This window comes from Corynebacterium spheniscorum (assembly GCF_900113445.1).
GTDB classification, from domain to species: domain Bacteria; phylum Actinomycetota; class Actinomycetes; order Mycobacteriales; family Mycobacteriaceae; genus Corynebacterium; species Corynebacterium spheniscorum.
This window is the reverse complement of sequence record NZ_FOPJ01000007.1, coordinates 74,453-92,710: the sequence shown is the minus strand read 5'-3', so window position 1 is coordinate 92,710 and position 18,258 is coordinate 74,453. Positions and strand designations below refer to the sequence as shown.

Sequence of the window (18,258 nt, the reverse complement as noted above, 5' to 3'; positions counted from 1 at the left end):
TCTATTTCAGGACCACGGAGCGGGTGAGGTTGCGCGGTTGGTCGGGGTTCAGGTCCCGGGCGCGGGCAGTGGCCAGCGCAATGCGGTGTGCGCGCACCAAGTCGGCCATGGGGTCGAGGTCGTCGTTGACCAGGCGTGCACCGGTTGCTTCGACCTGCTTGTCGAGTCCTTCTGGCAGTGGGCCGAAGTTCCACACCACGCGGCCTTCAGCGGCAATGGCGATAGGGCCGTGGCGGTATTCCATAGAGGAGTAGGACTCGGTCCAGGCCTGGCAGGCTTCGCGCATCTTCAGGGCAGCTTCGGTGGCGATACCGAGGCGCCAGTCGGTGCCGAGGAAGGAGTACTGCTCGCAGTTGACCAGCGACTCATCGAGTTCGGCTTCGATAACTTCGCGGGCCTGCGCGATGGAGGCTTCGATGACCTCGCGCTCGTGTACGGAGGCGCGTAGGAAGGTCAAGGCCGTGCTGGCGAAGCGGGTTTGGACCACGGACTTCTCATCGGCGAATTCCAGGTTGACTACGTCATCAGCTAATTCCGCGCAGATGGTGTTTTGGTCGCCCAAGAGCACGACGGTGCGCATGCGGCCCTTGACCTTCTTTAAGAGGTCAACGATTTCGGAGGTGGTGCCGGAACGGGTGATGGCTACCAAGACGTCATAGTCGCGGTCGATGCGGGCTTCGGTGGCGGTGTAGGCATCGGTAAGGCCCAGGCCGGCACTTTCGCGCATGGCAGCGTAGGCCTGGGACATGAACCAGGAGGTTCCGCAGCCAACGACGACGGCGCGTTCGCCCTTCTTGGGCAAAACCTCGCGTTCCTTTTCCATATCGAGTGCGCGTTGCCACACCTCCGGTTGACTGAGGAGTTCTTCTTCCATGTGTGCGCCATAAGCAGTGCTCATGATGTGCTGTGTCTCCTTAAAGAACGAGGGGCGGCCAAGTGTTCTGTTTTCCCTAGTGCTCTTCCGCTTCAGTACTGCGCTTCCGCCCAGGCGGCGCGGTGCTTGAGTGCTAGGGGTTCGGTGGTGGGGACCTAGAGGGTGTGTGATGCGTGGTTCCCCACGGTTGAAGCATCACCTTCGAGCACCTTCAATGATTGCAAATGATTGTTTGTATGTCTAGTCACCAGTCAAAGAAGCAGTCATATCTCACACTCGGGGGTAGTGAGGGTTGAGAAATTTTCACACAATCATGGGGCGCGTCACTGTCTAAAAAAATTTCCCCAACTACACAAAAATATCTAATGCGCAGGTCAAATACCTTATTTTCAGTCCAGAACCCCTCACCCGCCCACCTGGTCAGCCACTAACTTCGCGGGGGTAAGGCCATATGGGCGCTCGTGAGTAAATTGAGCACTCGCTCTTGTATCAATCACTTTGGATCAGTAATATGAGGTCTAGCCAATCAAATAGCGCGAAGAACCCTGAGAATTAGGCGCCAATTAGCTTTTTCAACCACCATAATCGAGGAAGCAGGTGCCGAATAATCAGTAATCAATCATTGACTGCCAGACCATGGTGATCGAAAGTGATTGATATAGAGCTAAGGCGATCGAGGTCTCTAAGCAGACCTCGATCCGCAGAACACTCCCTCTTCAAAGGACAGTGAGCACATCATGAAATTCCACCCCGACTGCGTAGCCGCCCGGCGCGAAGCCGCCGATTGGGAAGAGGCCATCCGCATTGTCGGCAGCCTCTATGAAGAAGCTGGCATCGCCACCCAGGAATATGCCGACGCCATGATCAATGGCGTCAAAGAATTCGGACCCTACATGGTGCTCATGCCCGGGCTTGCCATGCCACACGCCAAGTCCACTGCTGGTGTGAAGCGCCCCGGCACTGCCGTGGTTACCTTGTCCGCTCCGGTGGAGTTCGGCAGTGAAGCTAACGACCCGGTCGACACCCTCATTTCTTTCGCCGCTGGCGATAACAAAGGCCACATGAAGATGATTCAGGCCTTAGCCGCCACCTTGTCCGATGAGGAACTCATAGCCAAGATCCGGGCTGCCACAACGGATAAAGAATTGGCTGCAATCTTCGATAATGCCGCTGATGGTGATGACGCCGAAGGCGACTTCGAAGGACTCCAACCGCACTAAAGCCCCGCACCCCGTTTTCCCCTTGGAAGCGGAGTACATAACTTCATCCCCTTCCCTCTCTCACACTCTTTGCCCGCCACTAAGCGGGAAAGAAGAAAAGGATGTTCACCATGATCTCGATTGCCACCGTCTGTGGAATGGGCCTCGGCACCTCCATGATGCTCGCCAGCCAGATTCGTACCTTGTTAAAGAACGAAGGCGTCGATGCACAGGTTCAAGCCATTGACCTCGGGTCCTTTAAATCCCAGCCCTCGGACATTGTCGTTACCACTACCGGAATGGCCAATAACGTTGCCGGAACCAAGGCGATCGTCGTGTTGATCGACAACCTCATCAACAAAGACGAAATCAAGACCAAGGTCATGGCAGCTGTCGAAGAGTTCCAAAACAAGTAAGAACTCCGCTCACGACGCCGCCCTAAGGTGTGCACGCCCCAGGGGCCCTGTTTCTCCCCTTCTTTCCTCCTCGTGCGGGGCCCCAGGGGAGGGGCACGCACACAACAGCTAATGCTCATTCCCATTTCTTCCACCCCTTTCCCTTTAATCACAGGATCGGTGCCACAGCACAATGAATAGCTTCCTTGCATTCCTCGTTGAGCTGGTCCAAATACCGGCGATCATTGTCGCCGCCATCGCTCTTTTGGGTCTGCTCGTCCAGAAAAAACCCGCTGGTGATGTTGTCACCGGCACGGTGAAAACGGCGCTCTCACTGCTCATCATTGGTGGCGGTGCTGGCGTACTCGTTGAAGGCCTCGCGCCTATTCAGGCGATGTTTGAGATGGCCTTCCCCACCTCGAATATCACCACCTTCGTGACCTTCGATGAGGCTGTTGTTTCCGCAGTGCAGTCCTCCGGTGTCGGAACCATTGGTTCTGAAATCGGCTTGACCATGCTCTTCGGTTACCTCTTCCACCTCTTCCTTTCTCGGGTAACCCCCTTCCACTATGTGTATTTGACCGGCCACATGATCTGGGTGCACGCAGGTGCCTTCACGATCTTGATGCACTCCCTTGGGTTTAGCCCGGTCGTCACGGTCATCACCGCATCCTTGCTGGTTGGTGCCTACTACACCCTGGCCCCAGCCCTGGCGCAGCCCTTCGTCCGCCGCATTACCGGCGGTGACGATGTTGGTTTCGCTCACGGCCAGACCCTGCTGAACGTCCTTGCCGGCTATATCGGCATGGTGGTGGGCAATAAGGAAAAGTCCACCGAAGATGTGAAGATGCCGGAAAAGCTCTCCTTCTTCCGCGATGTCGCAGTCTCCACCTTCTTGGTGATGACCGTGGTCTCCCTGCTGTCCGCTATTGCTGCGGTGATCGCTGGTGGCGTGGATCAATTCCAGGCCGCTGCTGATGCTGGCGGCATCTCCGATGGCCAGAACTGGGTGGTCTTCGCGCTGCTGATGGCCCTGCAATTCACGGCCGGTATGCTCATCCTGCTCTACGGTGTGCGCATGCTCATCGGCGAAATCGTACCGGCCTTCGAAGGTATCTCCCAGAAGGTCATCCCCAACGCCATCCCTGCCCTGGACGTGCCCGTCCTCTTTGCCTTCGCCCCGAATGCTCTGCTGGTTGGTTTGATCTCCGGTCTGATCGGACAAATCGCCGGTATGGCACTGTGCGTGGCCCTTGGCTGGCCGGTCCCGATCCCCTCCATGATCGTTGCCTTCTTTGCCTCCGGTACTGCCGCTATCTTCGCCAACTCCACTGGTGGTCGCTTGGCCGCCTGGATCGGCGGTTTCCTCTGGGGCTTCCTCGGCTGGATCCTCATTTCCTACGCCTTCCACATGCAGGTCTTCGGTGACCTCAGCGCTTTCGGCGCAGAAGGCCTCGGCTTCACCGTCCCGGACGCCATCGTGCCCGGCATCATCGTCGACGCGGTCGGCAGCCTCTTCGGACGCTAAGCCACCCCTCTTCGACCTCCCCACCCACACCTCAAACTCAGTTAGGACGCCTGTTTCACCATGTCTGATCTGCTCAATCACTACATCGACGAGATCACTGCCCTTTTGGCCAAGGTCCGCGAAGAAGAGCTGCCGAAGATCGAAGAAGCTGCAGCAACCATCGCGGATAAGGTTATCGCTGGCGGCCGGATCTTCGCCTTCGGCGCCTCCCACTCCTCCCTCCCCGTCCAAGACATTGTCTACCGCGCTGGTGGGCTGATGCTGATCAATCCCGTCTACGGCCCCGGTATTGAAGCACTGACTACCCGCCCCACCACCTTGGGCTCCCAAATGGAACAAATGCCTGGTTACGGCGAGGTACTGTTCCGTAACTCCCCGCTCAAGGAAGGCGATGTGCTCATCTGCGTGAGTGTCTCCGGCCGCAATGCGGTGCCGGTGGAACTCGCTCGCTGCGCCAAGGAAGCGGGTATCTTCGTGGTGGCTTTGACCTCCTACAAGTACACCAACGCCGTGGATTCGCGGGTCCCAGATGGAACCAAGCTGCTCGACCATGCGGATGTCATCTTGGACAACAAGGTCGATCCTGGTGATGCGGTGCTTTCTTTGGAAGGCATCCCGCAGAAGTTCACCCCCGCTTCTGGTGTCACCTCCACCGCGATTCTGCACAGCCTCTCCGCCGCGATCATTGAGAAGCTGCTGGATAAGGGCTTCTCTGCCCCGGTGTTCTTGGCCGCCAACCTTGATGGTGGCGCAGAGTGGAATGCCAAGCATATGGCGGAGAACGCTGATCGCATCTTCTACATGAACTAAGAATCTTCCCCTGCACCCGCGCGCGAGGGGTACGCCAACAATAGAGAACAAACCGCCTAGCCCCTACCAAGCGATTCGCAAGCTTTTAAAGGGGCTAGGTTCCGGGACAACCTTTCTGCACAGCCGGTTCTCCATTTAGGCGGTCACTCGCGTGGGGGCGTGGGGGTTGTCCCTACACCTCTCACGCACTCAGACCCCCTTTCCCCCTTGAAACGTGTGAAAAGGAGTTGCACTTTCAATCATGAAGCATCGTCCGCTGAAGCAAACCGCGGCGATCATCGGTATCACAGCTTTGTGTTTCCCGATCACCGCGCACGCTCAATCATCTGACCTTGGTTCACTCTTTTCCTCCAACCCCTTTGGCAGCAGCAGCGGCAGCCACCACGCCCCGGTCACCCCGGAACCCCCACTGCGCGAAGGCTGGCAGCTAGTCCATGAGGAAAACTTCAACACCCCACTAGATATGGATCAATTCGCCTGGCAGGTTGATCCGCATGGCGATAATAGCCCCTGGCATGTCGATGAATTCGACGATGATGGCGAGTTCTTCACCATCAATGGTGCTGACTACTTCCGGGATGCGCTAGGTTCCTTCAACCTGCTGCGCAAGCAAGCCCGCATTGGTGAGGGCGGCTGGCTTACTGCTGAGTTTGCGGCCCGCGACTACGCCAAAGATGGTGTGCCGGAAAACCCGCCGCAATTGATCACCGAAAATGGTGAAGCCCGCCTGGAAGTTCCCCAGGATGGCGGCCTGATCCTCACCTCCACTAATCCCTTGCCGGATCAATACCGCGTTGAGTATGAACTGAAGACCTTGGACTTCGGTGGCATGCGCAATGGGTCCTGGGAGTATGACGGCAAGAAGAATGGACACACCCCGCCCACGGATACTGAGTGCAAGACGAACTTCCCCTGGAAGCGTCAAGCCTTAGAAGATGATGGCAAGGATAAGACGGATCCCTGCGGGGAAACGTGGGGTGATACCACCACCGAAAATGGCTATTACCTGCTGTCCATCATGGACTATGCGCACCCGGCACCGCACAATAATATTTTCATCCACTCACACCGCAAGGTCGGCATGGATGTGTATTCCGTGGATGCGCCGTGGAACCGTTCCTATAAGGTGTGCAACCCCGCCGATGGCACAATCAAGCCTTATTCCGAAGGTAATGGCAATGGTGTCAATGAGATCTTCTTCGATGGATCCAAGTGGCGCGATCCGGGCTTTGCCTACAACGAGTTCGTCATGCCCACCGAATGCGGTGTGCAGTACGGCGACACCAAGGGAAGCACCATCGTTTCTGCGGTGGAGTTGCAGCCAGAGCTGATGCCCAATGAGACCTACACCTTCGCCATTGAGCGTACCGCTACCGGTTATGTCCAAGAAATGAGCGGTAACTTCCGTCATGTTGGGCAGCAAACATACCGCTATGAGCGCCCGTTCGTTGGTGAAGATGGCCGCCCGATCTGGCACTATAACCAGACCCCGGAGGCCTACGACGGCCAGTTCAATAGCACCCTGAGCTTCGAAGGCCCCTATGGTTCCTTCGAGAAGGAAATGTGGCCGGCAGGCTCTGCCTATCCAGATAACTTCGTGATCGGCATCCCGCACATCAATTACTATGCGGGGTCCGCAACGGTGGATAATATCCGCTTCTTCACCCCGGATAACTAGGAGCCCTTTTAACAAGCTAGGGGCGCGTAGTGCCAGGTAGTTCGCACTGCGGCGCGGTTGAGTGTGTGAGAGCAACCGGCCCCACGTCGCGGCCGCGCTGCACTACGCTCCCCTCCCTCTCGGGCTAAAACGGTATAGGCACCGTCTTCTTACGAAGGCGATGTTTGTGCTTTTAAGGCGCGGCATAGTTTTGTTCTTTCAGGCAGTTACGATCCTGCCCTGCCTCACTCCAGGGTCTCGGGGAAAGCAAAAGACCCGCACCCAAAGGTGCGGGTCTGAAGCGTGAGTTTACTCAGCTTGTTCGCCGTGCAGGGCAGCAGCAGTGCCCTCAAGTTGCGCGGCGATCTCGTCGTAGACGAATTGGACTTGGGGGCCCACAATCACCTGCACCGTATTGCCGGAGGGGCGAATCACGCCGGCAACATTAGCGCGCTTGATTTGGGCTTCATTGACCTTGTCATTGCCGCGTGTGGTCACGCGCAGGCGGGTGGCGCAATAATCGATGGCCTCGATATTTTCGGCACCGCCCAAACCAGCGATGATCTGCGCGGCGGTCTGGGAGCTCTCGGAACCCGCGGTACCAGCGGCAGCGCGCGGGGCTTCCGGATCAGCGGTGGGGTCATCCAGCATTTCTTCGCCGCGACCAGGGGTGTTGAGGTTCAGCTTGCCGATCAGCAGGTAGAAGATGCCGAAGTAGACACCGAAGTAGATCAGGCCCATGATCAGCAGCATCCACCACTGGTTAGCCAGCGGGTTGCGGGCAGAAAGCAGCATATCCACCAAACCAGCGGAGAAGCCGAAGCCAGCGGTCCAGTGGAAGGCAGCGGCAATGGCCAGGGAGATACCGGTCAGAAGTGCGTGCACCACATACAGCAGCGGGGCGACGAACATGAAGGCGAACTCCAGCGGCTCGGTCACACCGGTGAAGAAAGAAGCCAGGGCACCAGCAAGCATCAAGGAGCCCACCGCCTTCTTGCGGGAAGACTCAGCGCGCAGGTAGATAGCCAGCGCGGCACCGGGCAGACCGAACATCATGACCGGGAAGAACCCAGCCTGGTAGCGGCCCACTTCGCCGACCACAGTACAAGCGCTGCCATCCCACACACCGGGGCAGGTAGCAGCAGAAGTAGCGGCCTGTGCCAGCTCCAGAGTTTCGGGACCCTGGATGAACTTGCCGATGTCATTAATACCAATCACATCGAACCAGAAGATGGAGTTCAGGGCGTGGTGCAAACCAGTGGGGATGAGCAGGCGGTTAATCACGCCATAAATGCCGGCGCCCACAGCACCCATGGATTGGATGGCTTCGCCGAAGTTGAAAAGACCATTGTAGAGCAGCGGCCACACAATATAGAGGATGCCGGCCAGCACGATAGAAAGAATCGCGGTGAGAATCGGCACCAGGCGACGCCCAGAGAAGAAGGCCAGGAAGTCTGGCAGGCGGGTGGTGTGGAAACGGTTATACACCCAGGCCGCCAAAATACCGACCAAGATGCCAACCAGCACGTTCTTATCATTAATGGCGTCCCAACCTTGGGCAGCCCACTGCAAGGCAGCATCGCCTTCTAGGGCATCAATATCAATGCCGCGATAGCCGGCGACGGTCTTCGGCCCAATCAGGTTCACCACCGTGGCATAACCTAAGAAGCCCGACAGCGCCGCAGCACCATTAGAGCCCTTCGCGAGACCATGAGCAATGGCCACCGCGAAGATCCACCCTAAGTTATCCAGCACCGCCGCACCGGATTTAATGAGCACCGCCGCAGCGATACTATTCTCGCCCCAGCCGGTGGGGTCGATCCAATAGCCGATACCCATGAGCAACGCCGCCACAGGCAACACGGCCACTGCGCCCATCAAAGCCTTACCGAGGCTTTGCAGGCTAGACACAAACCGATTATTCATGGTTCGTGGTCCTTTCTACTAAGACTGAAGTTCGTTGTTATTACGCCAAGAATGCAAGAACACCGCTAGATAGGCGCTCTCCGAGACCCACTTTCCAAGGGTTTTTTCATCCGGACTACGCGGGCGCGGGTGCTGGTGTGCCGCACGTGACCAGCCCTCCTTGGTGCGCAGCCTTTGTTTATCCAAGTCCTGAATAATCCCGCGAATGACTTTCTCCGCCAGCTCAAACTCAGAACCAATATCGCGGCGCACCGCATGAACCAGGTGATTAACCCGCGGCCGACCATGTTCTAGGCGATTGACCAGGTGCGTTAACCCCGCCATCAACCCAGCATCGGGAAGTTCCTCATGGGGATCTAAATGATGCCGAATCAAACTCGCCGCGGTAGCCACCGCATGTGCTGTGGCCAGAGGTTCTTTTACTGGCACCCCACCAGAGCGTGCGGCGTTGAGATGCAAAGCCACATAGGCGGCTTCATCCATGGGCAGATCCACATCCGGCAAATTGGAGTTAATAAAGCGCACAATCAGATCCGCTGCGGCAGTTTCATGCGGGAAAAGGGTGCGGATTTCTTCGCTCAAGGAGTGCTGGATATGTTCCCCGCGGGTCACGCGGTGAATGGCCACCGAGAGGTGTTCGGCGAGCAGCAGGTAGACCGAGGGGTGGAGCTCCCCTAAAATATCCACCGCTAATTCCACTGCTTGGGTGATGGTTTCTACCACCACGGGGTCCATGGAGGAAATGGATTTTAAAAAGGGTGCGCGCGCCGGGCTCATTTCCAGGTAGCTGGCTTGGACATCGCCGGAGCTGGGGTGAATCTCGTCGCCGGGGCGGCGCTTGAAGCCGATGCCACGGCCCACGAGTACTTGCTCTTGGCCTTGGTCATTAACCAATACGGCATTGTTGTTGAGGATGTGGAGGATGCGGACGGTCTTCGTCATGGCGGGGTGCGTGCGCCCTCCTCCCAGCAATCAAGTGACGTGCCGCGCGGTAGCTATGGGGCATGTGTTAAACATCAGCTTTCTTTTCCCCCGTGCCTTTTCCCCTGTATCTCCCCGTGAGTTTTGTTTCGGGGCGTGTGTAGTGTGATCTCAGATCTAGGGGGTAGTGCGGAGGGAATACGAAAGGCTTCACCTGCTTGCTAAAGAATTCAGCTCAGCCGGCGTTGATGCTTTCGCCCCAATAACCGCGGTGATGCCTGATCGGATCAGTGACACCCAGCATGTCAGGTGGCAAAAACTACAGTTACGAATTGTAGTTGCCTAGGTGGTACTGGGGGAAGACCCATCACACCCCAATAGTCATCCCTTTGAAGGATATACTGGTACGTTCACATGATTTCCCCAGGTTGGGCACGCAGCAAAGAACAGACAGTGAAATGGATCAACTCACCCGTTTCGGGGGTACGGACCTATGGAGATTCTTTCCACACCACCGCGGTAGCAATCGCAGCGCGCCCCTCACCGCGGCCACTAAAACCTAAATGATCCGTGGTGGTGGCCGATACGGATACCGGGGCACCTAAGACCTCACTGAGGGTGCGTTCGGCTTCCTCACGCCTAGCCGCCATCTTCGGAGTTTGGGCAATAAGTTGTGCCGAAGCATTACCAATCACATAACCGTGCTGGGTTAAAAGCTCACGGCATTCCCGCAACAATTGTGCGCCAGACACATTGTCATATTCCGGGCGGCCCACGCCGACGAAACTTCCTAAATCCCCCAGGTTCGCCGCCGATAAGAGCGCATCAACCAAGGCGTGGCTGACCACGTCACCATCCGAGTGCCCCTCACAGCCAGCATCCCGGGGGAAGAGCAGGCCTGCGATCCAACAGTCCTTGCCTTCTTCGATGCGGTGCGCATCGCTGGCAATACCGACCTGCGGAATAATCCGGTTAGTCATCAGCATCCTTTTTTAAGGTGTCTGGCACATCAAAAATCGTGGGCTCAGCTTCATCAACGATGTGCTCAGCCAAGGTCATATCGATCGGGGTGGTGACCTTAAAAGCCATCGGATCACCCTTCACACAACTGACTCGTTGACCATGCCATTCCATGAGGCTGGCATCATCAGTGGCAATAAAATCTGGGGTTTCTTGGGCGAAATACGCCAGGTTCGCGGCATAGAGTTCCGCCAAATCAAAACCCTGCGGGGTTTGCACCGCCCGCAGGCGCGAACGATCCGGGGTTGAGCGCACAAAAGCAGTGCCGGATTCCTCGCCAACCTCTTTGATGGTGTCTGTTACGGGCAGCACGGGGATCACGGCTTTATGGCCTTGCGCTACCGCGCGGGCTACCCGCGCAATCAAACCAGGTGGGGTGAGTGCTCGCGCAGCATCATGGATCAGCACCACAGAGCCTTTTTTGTGTGATCCAATGGCTTTAAGCCCCTCCCATACAGAATCCGCACGTTCCCCACCACCGCACACCAGATGCACGGGAATGCCTTGGCAATAACCGCGGCTATCAATCAGGCCGCGGCGGCTAAAGAGATCCTGGGCGAAGCTCATCATGTCTGCACTGAGCAGCACAATAATGCGGTCCACCACCCCGGAGGTGACCATGGCCAAGATGGATCTTTCCACCAAGCTGCGGCCCCGCAGCATCACGAAGGCTTTGGGGACCTCAGCACCAAGACGGGTTCCTTTGCCAGCGGCAGCGATCAGCGCAATAACTTCAGGCATGATGCCGCTCCTAGGGGTTAATTAATCCTCATCCTCATCGAGGTCATCAAGATCATCCAGGTCAATCTTGGCGATATCTTCATCATCATCGTCCTTGGCCTTCGACTCTTCCGTGCCGGCATCACCGCGGGCACGGTGGCGCTCAATAATGGCGTCGATCTCAGCTAAGAAAGCATCGGCCTTCTTATCATCCACGGTATCGGCCAAAGCAAGCTCACCGACCAGGATCTGGCGGGCTTTGGCGAGCATGCGTTTTTCACCAGCGGAAAGGCCACGGTCTTGGTCGCGGCGCCAGAGGTCGCGAACAACCTCGGAGACCTTATTGACATCACCGGAGGCGAGGCGTTCCTGGTTGGCTTTGTAGCGGCGGGACCAGTTGCCGGCTTCTTCCACATCGGTTTCGCGCAGCACCCCGAAGACCTTCTTGAGGCCTTCATCGCCTACCACATCGCGCACGCCAACGAGTTCGGTGTTCTTGGCGGGAACGCGAACAACCAGGTCGGATTGGAGGATTTGGAGAACCAGGAATTCCAGGGTTTCTCCGTTCATCTCCCGGGTTTCGATTGCCTCAACAATGGCGGCGCCGTGGTGCGGGTAGACAACGGTATCTCCGACCTTGAATTCCATTCCTTCTCCCAAAAGCTTGCGCAGTATAGAGCCAACAAACGCCTAATACTACCACGTCCACCACCTGCGGTTTCGCGCCGATCACTGCCTATCGGTGTGGCAGAGCGCTCGCACCTGCGGCGAAGCTACGGTGCAGCCCACCGCAGCAGCGGATCTCGGAAAGCCAGCAATTAACCGCTGTTTTGGGTAGTCAACGGAGCTTTTTTGATGGCATGATACTTAAGTCCACCCCCATTAATGCGTGGCGCCGATCACTGCGCCGGAGGACGCTGTGACTTAGTCTGTCCAAGATACTAAGGTTTTTGTAGAACAGCTGTCTCACCCTTTTAAAAATGGAGGACGAACCCGTGAAGTCCCTGAAGCCGGCCACTTATGTCGCCCGCGCCGCTCGCCGCGGTGGCATTATTTCCGCCGCAGCTCTGTCCGCCCTGGCTTTGGCCTCATGCTCTGCCGGGCAGATCTCGCAGACCGCTGACCAGGTGGCCGCCGTTGATGGTGCCTCCGCGGATACTGCGGATGGAACCATCGCCGTGCGCGATGTCACCGTGCTGCTGGATGAGAAGGGCCAAGCAGCCCTGAAGTTCACAGCGGTGAACCAGGACAGCTCCATGAAGGAACACTCCCTGAAGTCCATCAGCGTTGATGGTGCTCCGGTGAAGATGGCCGAAACCAAGCCACTGGGCCGCCAATGCGTGCTGGTTGGCGACTCCAAGGCTGGCTTAGAGCAGCTCACCGAACCGGATGCTGGCTGCATCACCCATGTGGAGACCTCCCTGAAGAACGATAACTTCGCTGTTGGTGGCGTGAAGCCGGTGACCTTCGTCTTCGATTCCGGTGAGATTACCGTTGATGCCGCGGTCGCAGCCCCGACCCTGGAGTCCGGTCAGTTCAACCGCGAAGTCGGTAAGGGTGGCGCCCACGAGCCTCATGGTGAAGCGCCCCACGGCGATGCTGAAAAGGCCGAGCATAAGTAAAAGTTTTCTAGCTCCACACACGCACTCCTTTTCTTAAGGGTGCGTGTGTTTTTGTAGGGTGGGAAGCTATGGCGAAGAAGGTCCGCAGTGTTCACACCTGCAGCGAATGCGGCTATAGCTGCCCCAAATGGTTAGGGCGCTGCCCAGAATGCGGATCCTGGGGGACCCTGGTGGAATCCGTGGCCGCCAGTGAAGGTAGCCGCGGGCGCGCCAATGTGGTGGCCCAAGCCATCGCCGGGGATGCGGTACTGGGGCTCACCCCTAGCACCCCAGCAGCACCCATTACCAAGATCAGTGCCGCAGCCTCGCAGGCACTACCCACGGGGATCAGCGAACTCGACCGTGTGCTGGGCCGCGGCATTATTCCTGGCTCGGTGGTATTGCTGGCTGGTGAACCCGGAGTGGGTAAATCCACCTTGCTACTAGAAGTGGCGCACCGCTGGACCAAAGCAGCTGCAGATACTGCTGAGAGCTCCCGGCGCGCGCTTTATGTGACCGCTGAGGAATCGGTGGGGCAGGTGCGCGGACGTGCGGAACGCACCGGCGCTTTATCAGAGGACCTGTATCTGGCAGCGGAATCCGAACTTGATGTGATTTTTGGGCACGTAGAAAAGCTGCGGCCGGGCCTGGTGATCGTGGATTCCGTGCAGACCATGCACGCCACCGGGGTGGAAGGGGTACCTGGTGGAGTGGCGCAATCACGGGCCGTAACAGCAGCGCTAACGACCTTGGCGAAAACCAGCGGCATCCCGGTGCTCTTGGTTGGGCATGTCACCAAAGATGGCAATGTGGCTGGCCCGCGGGTGCTGGAGCACTTGGTGGATGTGGTGCTGCACTTTGAGGGTGATCGCCAATCCAACCTGCGAATGCTGCGCGGAATGAAGAATCGTTTTGGTGCCACCGATGAGGTGGGCTGTTTTGAGCAAACCTCCGAAGGGATCCGCGAAGTACCGGACCCTTCTGGGCTTTTCCTCTCACACCGTGGGGACACCCCGGATGGTTCCGCAGTAACCGTGGCCATGGATGGGGTGCGCCCCATGTTGGCAGAAGTCCAAGCCCTGGCGGTACCGGCAAGCTCCCGGAACCCACGGCGGGTAGTCACAGGGCTAGATAGTAACCGGGTGCCCATGGTGTTGGCGGTACTCATGGCACGCGCTGGAGTGGATACCTCCGAAAAGGATGTGTATGTGGCAACCGTGGGTGGGGTGAAAATCCAGGAACCCGCTACTGATCTGGCGGTAGCAATGGCGGCCTATTCCACGATCCGGCAACAAGCATTACCGCCGCGCACCGTGTTTATTGGGGAGTTGGGCTTAGCCGGAGAACTACGGCGGGTACCGGAAATCCAACGCCGCCTGCGGGAAGCTGCGCGTTTGGGCTATACCCGGGCGGTGATTCCGGCTGGTGCGAAGGTGAAAGTGGAAGGCATGAAGGTAGATAGCGTGCACACCATTGCCGAAGCCATTGGGCTACTCACGCCTAAAAACTAAATAGGCGTGGCATGCCGTGGGCCGTGTGGTGGGGCCGCAGGCATGTGTGCCGGCGTTGGGGCCTGTGGGTCTCGAGTAAAGCTTTGGGCCGAAGCCTTGCGCAAAGCTATGACCTGCGGAAGCCTCAGGCAGCAACTAACATCCTAAGTATGGCGGCTGAACCACCCACATCCCATAGGTCACAACGAGATTCTTCGCGTTTTGCGACCCCGGGCGATCCGGATGCGGATAACCCGGTAACTGCCCCTGCTGATAATCAAAATAAACAGGGAGAAACGCACGCTGATGGTGCCGAGGGCCCCAGTGACCCCGAGGTAAAAGCGGCGAAGAAGAAGGTCGAAGAGGTGGCGAAGGATGACTCCGCGGATGAGGGGAAGCGCCCTACCCAACGAGTTTTTGATGGGCAGATCCGTGCACCGCTGCGCGGAGCATGGCTAGATACCGCGTTTTTTGTGCTCGGCGGGATTGAGGCGGTGTGGTTTGCGATCCTACTTTTTGATAAGTCCTTTGGGGCAGGGTGGTCGCTGCTGCTGCTTATCCCATTTTGGGCGGTCACAGCCTACATCACGCTGCCTCGTCTGCACCGCATCTTAACGGCGGTATATGTGCCGGATTATTTCTTTGGGCGAACCCGCACTTCTGAGGGGATGCTCGGGGACCCGGTGAACTTGGCTTTTAATGGCACCGCGGCGCAGATTCATGCTGCGATGACGGAGGCTGGGTGGACGCTGGCGGATGAGGTGAATGTGAAGAGCTCCTGGAAGATTGTGGTGTCTTCGGTGCTGCGGCGCTCCTACCCCACCGCGCCGGTGAGCCCGCTCTTTCTATTCGGTCGGAAGCAGGACTTGGCGTATCAACAAGAAGTGGCGGGAAATCCACTGCAGCGCCACCATGTGCGTTTTTGGCGTTGCCCGGATGGCTGGTTGCTGCCGGGTGGTCGGCGTGTGGGCTGGCTGGGGGCCGGCACCTTTGATACTGCGGTGGGGTTATCTTTATTTACCTTGCAGATCACACACCGCATTGATGCCAATATCGATGTGGAGCGCGACTATATTGTGAAAAGTTTGACCGATGGGTGCTGCGATAAGGTGTCCGTCAGTTTGATCCACGATTTTTCCTCCGGGTATCACCACCGCAATGGTGGAGGCGACCGCGTGCACACCGATGGTGATCTGCCGGTGGTGGACCTAGAAAATGTTGAGGCGAAAAAGCCCAGTGATTTGCCGGAGCAAGTGTGTGTTGCCTCGCGGGGTTATCGCATTCCGGATGGGCCTTTTGCTAGCCCAGATCCCGGCGCACCGAAGGAACAAAAACTCACAGTCGGTGGGTCGACGGTGCGGCGCCCGAATATGGTCAAGATTGCGCTAGCGATGCTGATTATTTCACTATCGGCGCAGGTGGTGGTGCTGATTAGATCCTTCCTTTCTGGCAATCCCACCCCTGTGGCGGTGACCGGAACCTCAGAATTCATTGTGCCGCTGGAGTACCTGACCTTGGCGATGAGCTTGGTGATTGGCGGGCTGGTGGTGACCGCTGCGCTAACAGTGCTGACATTGCTGGGCTTCCAAATGCCGCGGGTGATGCTGATGGCCTTGGTGGGCGGCATGGTGTTGTTCAAGTTGGCTGATGGTACCATGCCGGATCCAGGGCAGTTAACGGTGCACCTATTGATTACCTCGGTGAACCTCTTGGCGCTGTTGGCGCTTTCTTCGGATGAGGTGCGTTTGTGGTCGCGGCGGGGAAAGCCGACCTGGCGGGATCATCCCGAAACCTATGATGAGGATTGCTGCACGAAGGAGTAAGGGCGTTGCGGGTTGCGGGCTTAGCTTCCGTGCTGGGTTAGCTTCGGGTCCTAGCGCAGGGGCGTTGGATGAGGAACTTCGCAGTCCCCAGCACCTCCCGCAGCACATGGTAGGGAGCAAGCCCAACATGAATGCCTTTAATGTGCAGCACCTGAGCATCCAAGGACGTACAGGCCTGATAAGTTAAGCGCACCCGACGGGTGTGCGGGCGGTTAGTGACCACAATGATGCGCTGCCAGCCATAGGACTGGGCCAGATCATTAATGGTGCGCGCCTCCCCACGGGTAGTAACCGGATCTGGGGTAAGGCAAATGATTTTATCTGCATCTGGGGTGTGCTTATGTTCGCGACGGCAATACTCCCACCCGGTGTGATCCGCCGGGCCGCGAGGATTAGAGACCACAAAGTTTTTCGCCACCCCGGCGCGCACCAATGCTGCCCCAAGCTCATGGCGGCCATCACTAGAACCGGCAATCACAAACACCGCATCGGCCCGGCGCACCATTTTCGTAATGGGCTCTCCCCTACGCCAAGGATCATCGAGGCCTTCCGGGGCATAAAAATAAGCGGTGGCGGCAGCAAGCACTAGCAAGAAAGCAATCACCGTGACAATGAGCCAGCGCAGGGTGCGGTGAGCGCGCCGTCGGATCACCGACCAGGTAACTGGCTGCGTAGGTCTGCGCCCAGGTTGGTGTGAAGGCAGATGGCTGCTCACTATGTGTTCACCGGTGCCCTTCATGCGGGGTGTGGTGTGGGTAGGAATCTAAAGTACGTCAGGTGGCTAGCCTGGAACCAGGGTTGTGCGGAAAATAAACAAAATCCGCTTCGCTGTGTCCTACGTCATGAACAGGGGTGTGGCTGCTAGAACTAGAGAATGACCTTTGGGAAAGACCTGCCCACCACTGTTGATGACTGCGAGTACTTCAGCCCCGCCGAGCTTGCGCAAGAAAATTTTTCTCAGCCCATTGTGATCATTGGGGCCGGGGGTTTTGGGCGCCACGTGCTAGCGGTACTGCGCACCATGCATGGCTGGCGGGAGGAGTGTTTCCTAGGCTTTTTAGATGATGGCGAGGTGCGCCATGATCGCCTCGAACGTTTAGGGGGGCAACACCTTGGTGCTACCGATGGGTGCATTGAGCTTCCTCAAGGCACTCGCTACGTGTTGGGGATTGGCAATGGCGCGGTGCGAGAAAAGCTGGATAAAAAATTTTTAGCAGCCGGGCTGAAGCCTTTGACCCTGGTGCACCACCAGGCTTGGGTGGCCCCGGATGCGCGGATCGGGGAAGGCAGCATCATTTGCCCCGGCGCGCGCGTGGATACCAATGTGATTCTGGGGCGCGGGGTGCACATTAATAACAACGACACCATCGGCCATGATGCGATTTTGACGGATTGGGTTACCGTCTTCCCGATGGTGGCGGTAGCCGGTGAGGTACATATTGGGCAGCGTTCCACTATTGGTGCTGGCAGTTGCATCAACCCTGGACAGAAATTAGGTGCCGACGCGTATGTTGGCGCCGGTGCTGCGGTGGTTAGCGATGTACCGGATGGCACCTTGGTGGTGGGGGTTCCCGCGAAGCCACGTGGCTAGGATGGTTGTGTTCCTAGCTGGCTTTTGCGGTGGGACGCCAAGATGAAGGCATCTTCAGCTTGAGCTTATTAAGCGTTTCTTTTCCGAAATATGGTGTCTTGCTGTTTAGGTAGGCGATCACTACCGTCAGCAGGGCCAGCAAGGCTACTTGCATGCCGATGGTGGAGGACCATTCATTGGGATCAGCGATGAAGGTGAAGGGGTTCATCGGCGAAGCACTACCGGAATTGAGGTTCCAGTAGATCCAATAGGCAAAGCCGACCGTATAAGACAAGCTCCTATTGCGCGTCAACACCGCGGTCAGCAAGGTGACGAGGCCAACCATCATTGCTGAGGTCAGGGCGTTGATAGTAATAACACCTAGGGTCACCCCCTGCCTGAACCCTTCACCGGAGATGAGAACGTAGGCACCGGATATCGCTAGCACTATGAGGATGTATCCGAGGACAACGATACCTAGCTGCGTTAAAAATTCCCTCATTTTGTGCTTGAGGTGGATGAACTTGATTTCGTGCATATTCTCTTCTTCGCCATATAGAACCGCATCTGGGATGGAGATCAAGACGTAGAGAGGAAGATAGAGAACGAGATTGTTCGCCAGGTCGAGTACACTGGGCATATTGAAGGCCGCCAAGAAGATAATCGCGAAAGAAATCGCAAGTACCATCTTGCGCACCGATAATGCATTCAATGGATTACCCAT

17 protein-coding genes are annotated in these 18,258 nt (G+C 57.4%); 9 read left to right on the top strand and 8 right to left on the bottom strand.

From position 1 onward, the window contains the following. Position 1: 1 nt before the first annotated feature. The gene (locus tag BMZ01_RS06785) at positions 2 to 898 is read right to left on the bottom strand and encodes an SIS domain-containing protein (protein ID WP_177180099.1); all 897 of its coding nucleotides are present in this window, start codon (positions 896 to 898) and stop codon (positions 2 to 4) included. A 713-nt stretch (positions 899 to 1,611) separates the two neighbouring features. On the opposite strand from BMZ01_RS06785, the gene BMZ01_RS06780 reads away from it, so the two are divergent. The 5 genes from BMZ01_RS06780 (at position 1,612) to BMZ01_RS06760 (ending at position 6,484) form a co-directional block, all read left to right on the top strand. Next, on the top strand, positions 1,612 to 2,094 hold the full coding sequence (locus tag BMZ01_RS06780; protein WP_092285785.1) for a PTS sugar transporter subunit IIA: 483 nt from the start codon (positions 1,612 to 1,614) through the stop codon (positions 2,092 to 2,094). A 110-nt stretch (positions 2,095 to 2,204) separates the two neighbouring features. Next, positions 2,205 to 2,489 (top strand): PTS sugar transporter subunit IIB, encoded by a 285-nt coding sequence (locus BMZ01_RS06775; RefSeq protein ID WP_177180098.1) that lies wholly within the window; start codon positions 2,205 to 2,207, stop codon positions 2,487 to 2,489. 172 nt (positions 2,490 to 2,661) lie between these two features. Next, a complete protein-coding gene (locus BMZ01_RS06770; protein ID WP_092285781.1) occupies positions 2,662 to 3,996 on the top strand; it encodes a PTS ascorbate transporter subunit IIC in 1,335 nt (444 codons plus the stop codon). 60 nt (positions 3,997 to 4,056) lie between these two features. After that, on the top strand, positions 4,057 to 4,806 hold the full coding sequence (locus BMZ01_RS06765; protein WP_092285780.1) for a sugar isomerase domain-containing protein: 750 nt from the start codon (positions 4,057 to 4,059) through the stop codon (positions 4,804 to 4,806). A 241-nt stretch (positions 4,807 to 5,047) separates the two neighbouring features. After that, on the top strand, positions 5,048 to 6,484 hold the full coding sequence (locus tag BMZ01_RS06760) for a hypothetical protein (protein ID WP_092285778.1): 1,437 nt from the start codon (positions 5,048 to 5,050) through the stop codon (positions 6,482 to 6,484). Between the two features lie 288 nt (positions 6,485 to 6,772). Here BMZ01_RS06760 and nagE read toward each other — a convergent pair whose 3' ends face one another. The 5 genes from nagE to BMZ01_RS06735 form a co-directional block, all read right to left on the bottom strand. Beyond that, positions 6,773 to 8,389, bottom strand: a complete 1,617-nt coding sequence (gene nagE / locus BMZ01_RS06755; RefSeq protein WP_092285776.1) for an N-acetylglucosamine-specific PTS transporter subunit IIBC — start codon at positions 8,387 to 8,389, stop codon at positions 6,773 to 6,775. Between the two features lie 18 nt (positions 8,390 to 8,407). After that, a complete protein-coding gene (locus BMZ01_RS06750; protein WP_092285774.1) occupies positions 8,408 to 9,331 on the bottom strand; it encodes a PRD domain-containing protein in 924 nt (307 codons plus the stop codon). Between the two features lie 470 nt (positions 9,332 to 9,801). Then, on the bottom strand, positions 9,802 to 10,290 hold the full coding sequence (gene ispF / locus BMZ01_RS06745) for a 2-C-methyl-D-erythritol 2,4-cyclodiphosphate synthase (protein ID WP_092285772.1): 489 nt from the start codon (positions 10,288 to 10,290) through the stop codon (positions 9,802 to 9,804). Beyond that, the gene (ispD, locus tag BMZ01_RS06740; RefSeq protein ID WP_092285770.1) at positions 10,283 to 11,071 is read right to left on the bottom strand and encodes a 2-C-methyl-D-erythritol 4-phosphate cytidylyltransferase; all 789 of its coding nucleotides are present in this window, start codon (positions 11,069 to 11,071) and stop codon (positions 10,283 to 10,285) included. Before ispD ends, ispF begins: the two co-directional genes overlap by 8 nt. A 21-nt stretch (positions 11,072 to 11,092) precedes the next feature. Next, complete coding sequence (locus BMZ01_RS06735) at positions 11,093 to 11,698, bottom strand: CarD family transcriptional regulator (RefSeq protein ID WP_092285768.1); 606 nt, start codon at positions 11,696 to 11,698, stop codon at positions 11,093 to 11,095. A gap of 332 nt (positions 11,699 to 12,030) precedes the next feature. Here BMZ01_RS06735 and BMZ01_RS06730 point away from each other — a divergent pair, with 332 nt between their 5' ends. The 3 genes from BMZ01_RS06730 to BMZ01_RS06720 all read left to right on the top strand — a co-directional run bounded on the left by BMZ01_RS06730 (position 12,031) and on the right by BMZ01_RS06720 (position 15,964). Then, positions 12,031 to 12,672 (top strand): hypothetical protein, encoded by a 642-nt coding sequence (locus BMZ01_RS06730; RefSeq protein ID WP_092285766.1) that lies wholly within the window; start codon positions 12,031 to 12,033, stop codon positions 12,670 to 12,672. Between the two features lie 68 nt (positions 12,673 to 12,740). Further along, a complete protein-coding gene (radA, locus tag BMZ01_RS06725; protein WP_092285764.1) occupies positions 12,741 to 14,162 on the top strand; it encodes a DNA repair protein RadA in 1,422 nt (473 codons plus the stop codon). Positions 14,163 to 14,311: 149 nt separating this feature from the next. Beyond that, positions 14,312 to 15,964 carry an LssY C-terminal domain-containing protein gene (locus tag BMZ01_RS06720; RefSeq protein ID WP_092285762.1) on the top strand — a complete coding sequence of 551 codons (1,653 nt, stop codon included), beginning with the start codon at positions 14,312 to 14,314 and terminating at the stop codon, positions 15,962 to 15,964. Between the two features lie 37 nt (positions 15,965 to 16,001). On the opposite strand, the gene BMZ01_RS06715 is transcribed toward BMZ01_RS06720, so the two are convergent. Beyond that, the gene (locus tag BMZ01_RS06715; RefSeq protein ID WP_177180097.1) at positions 16,002 to 16,679 is read right to left on the bottom strand and encodes a YdcF family protein; all 678 of its coding nucleotides are present in this window, start codon (positions 16,677 to 16,679) and stop codon (positions 16,002 to 16,004) included. Positions 16,680 to 16,838: 159 nt separating this feature from the next. Here BMZ01_RS06715 and BMZ01_RS06710 point away from each other — a divergent pair, with 159 nt between their 5' ends. Further along, positions 16,839 to 17,555, top strand: coding sequence for an acetyltransferase (locus BMZ01_RS06710; RefSeq protein ID WP_092285758.1), 717 nt, complete (start codon positions 16,839 to 16,841; stop codon positions 17,553 to 17,555). Positions 17,556 to 17,568: 13 nt separating this feature from the next. Here the strand turns inward: BMZ01_RS06710 and BMZ01_RS06705 are convergent, their stop codons facing one another. Next, the gene (locus tag BMZ01_RS06705) at positions 17,569 to 18,258 is read right to left on the bottom strand and encodes a hypothetical protein (protein WP_092285756.1); all 690 of its coding nucleotides are present in this window, start codon (positions 18,256 to 18,258) and stop codon (positions 17,569 to 17,571) included.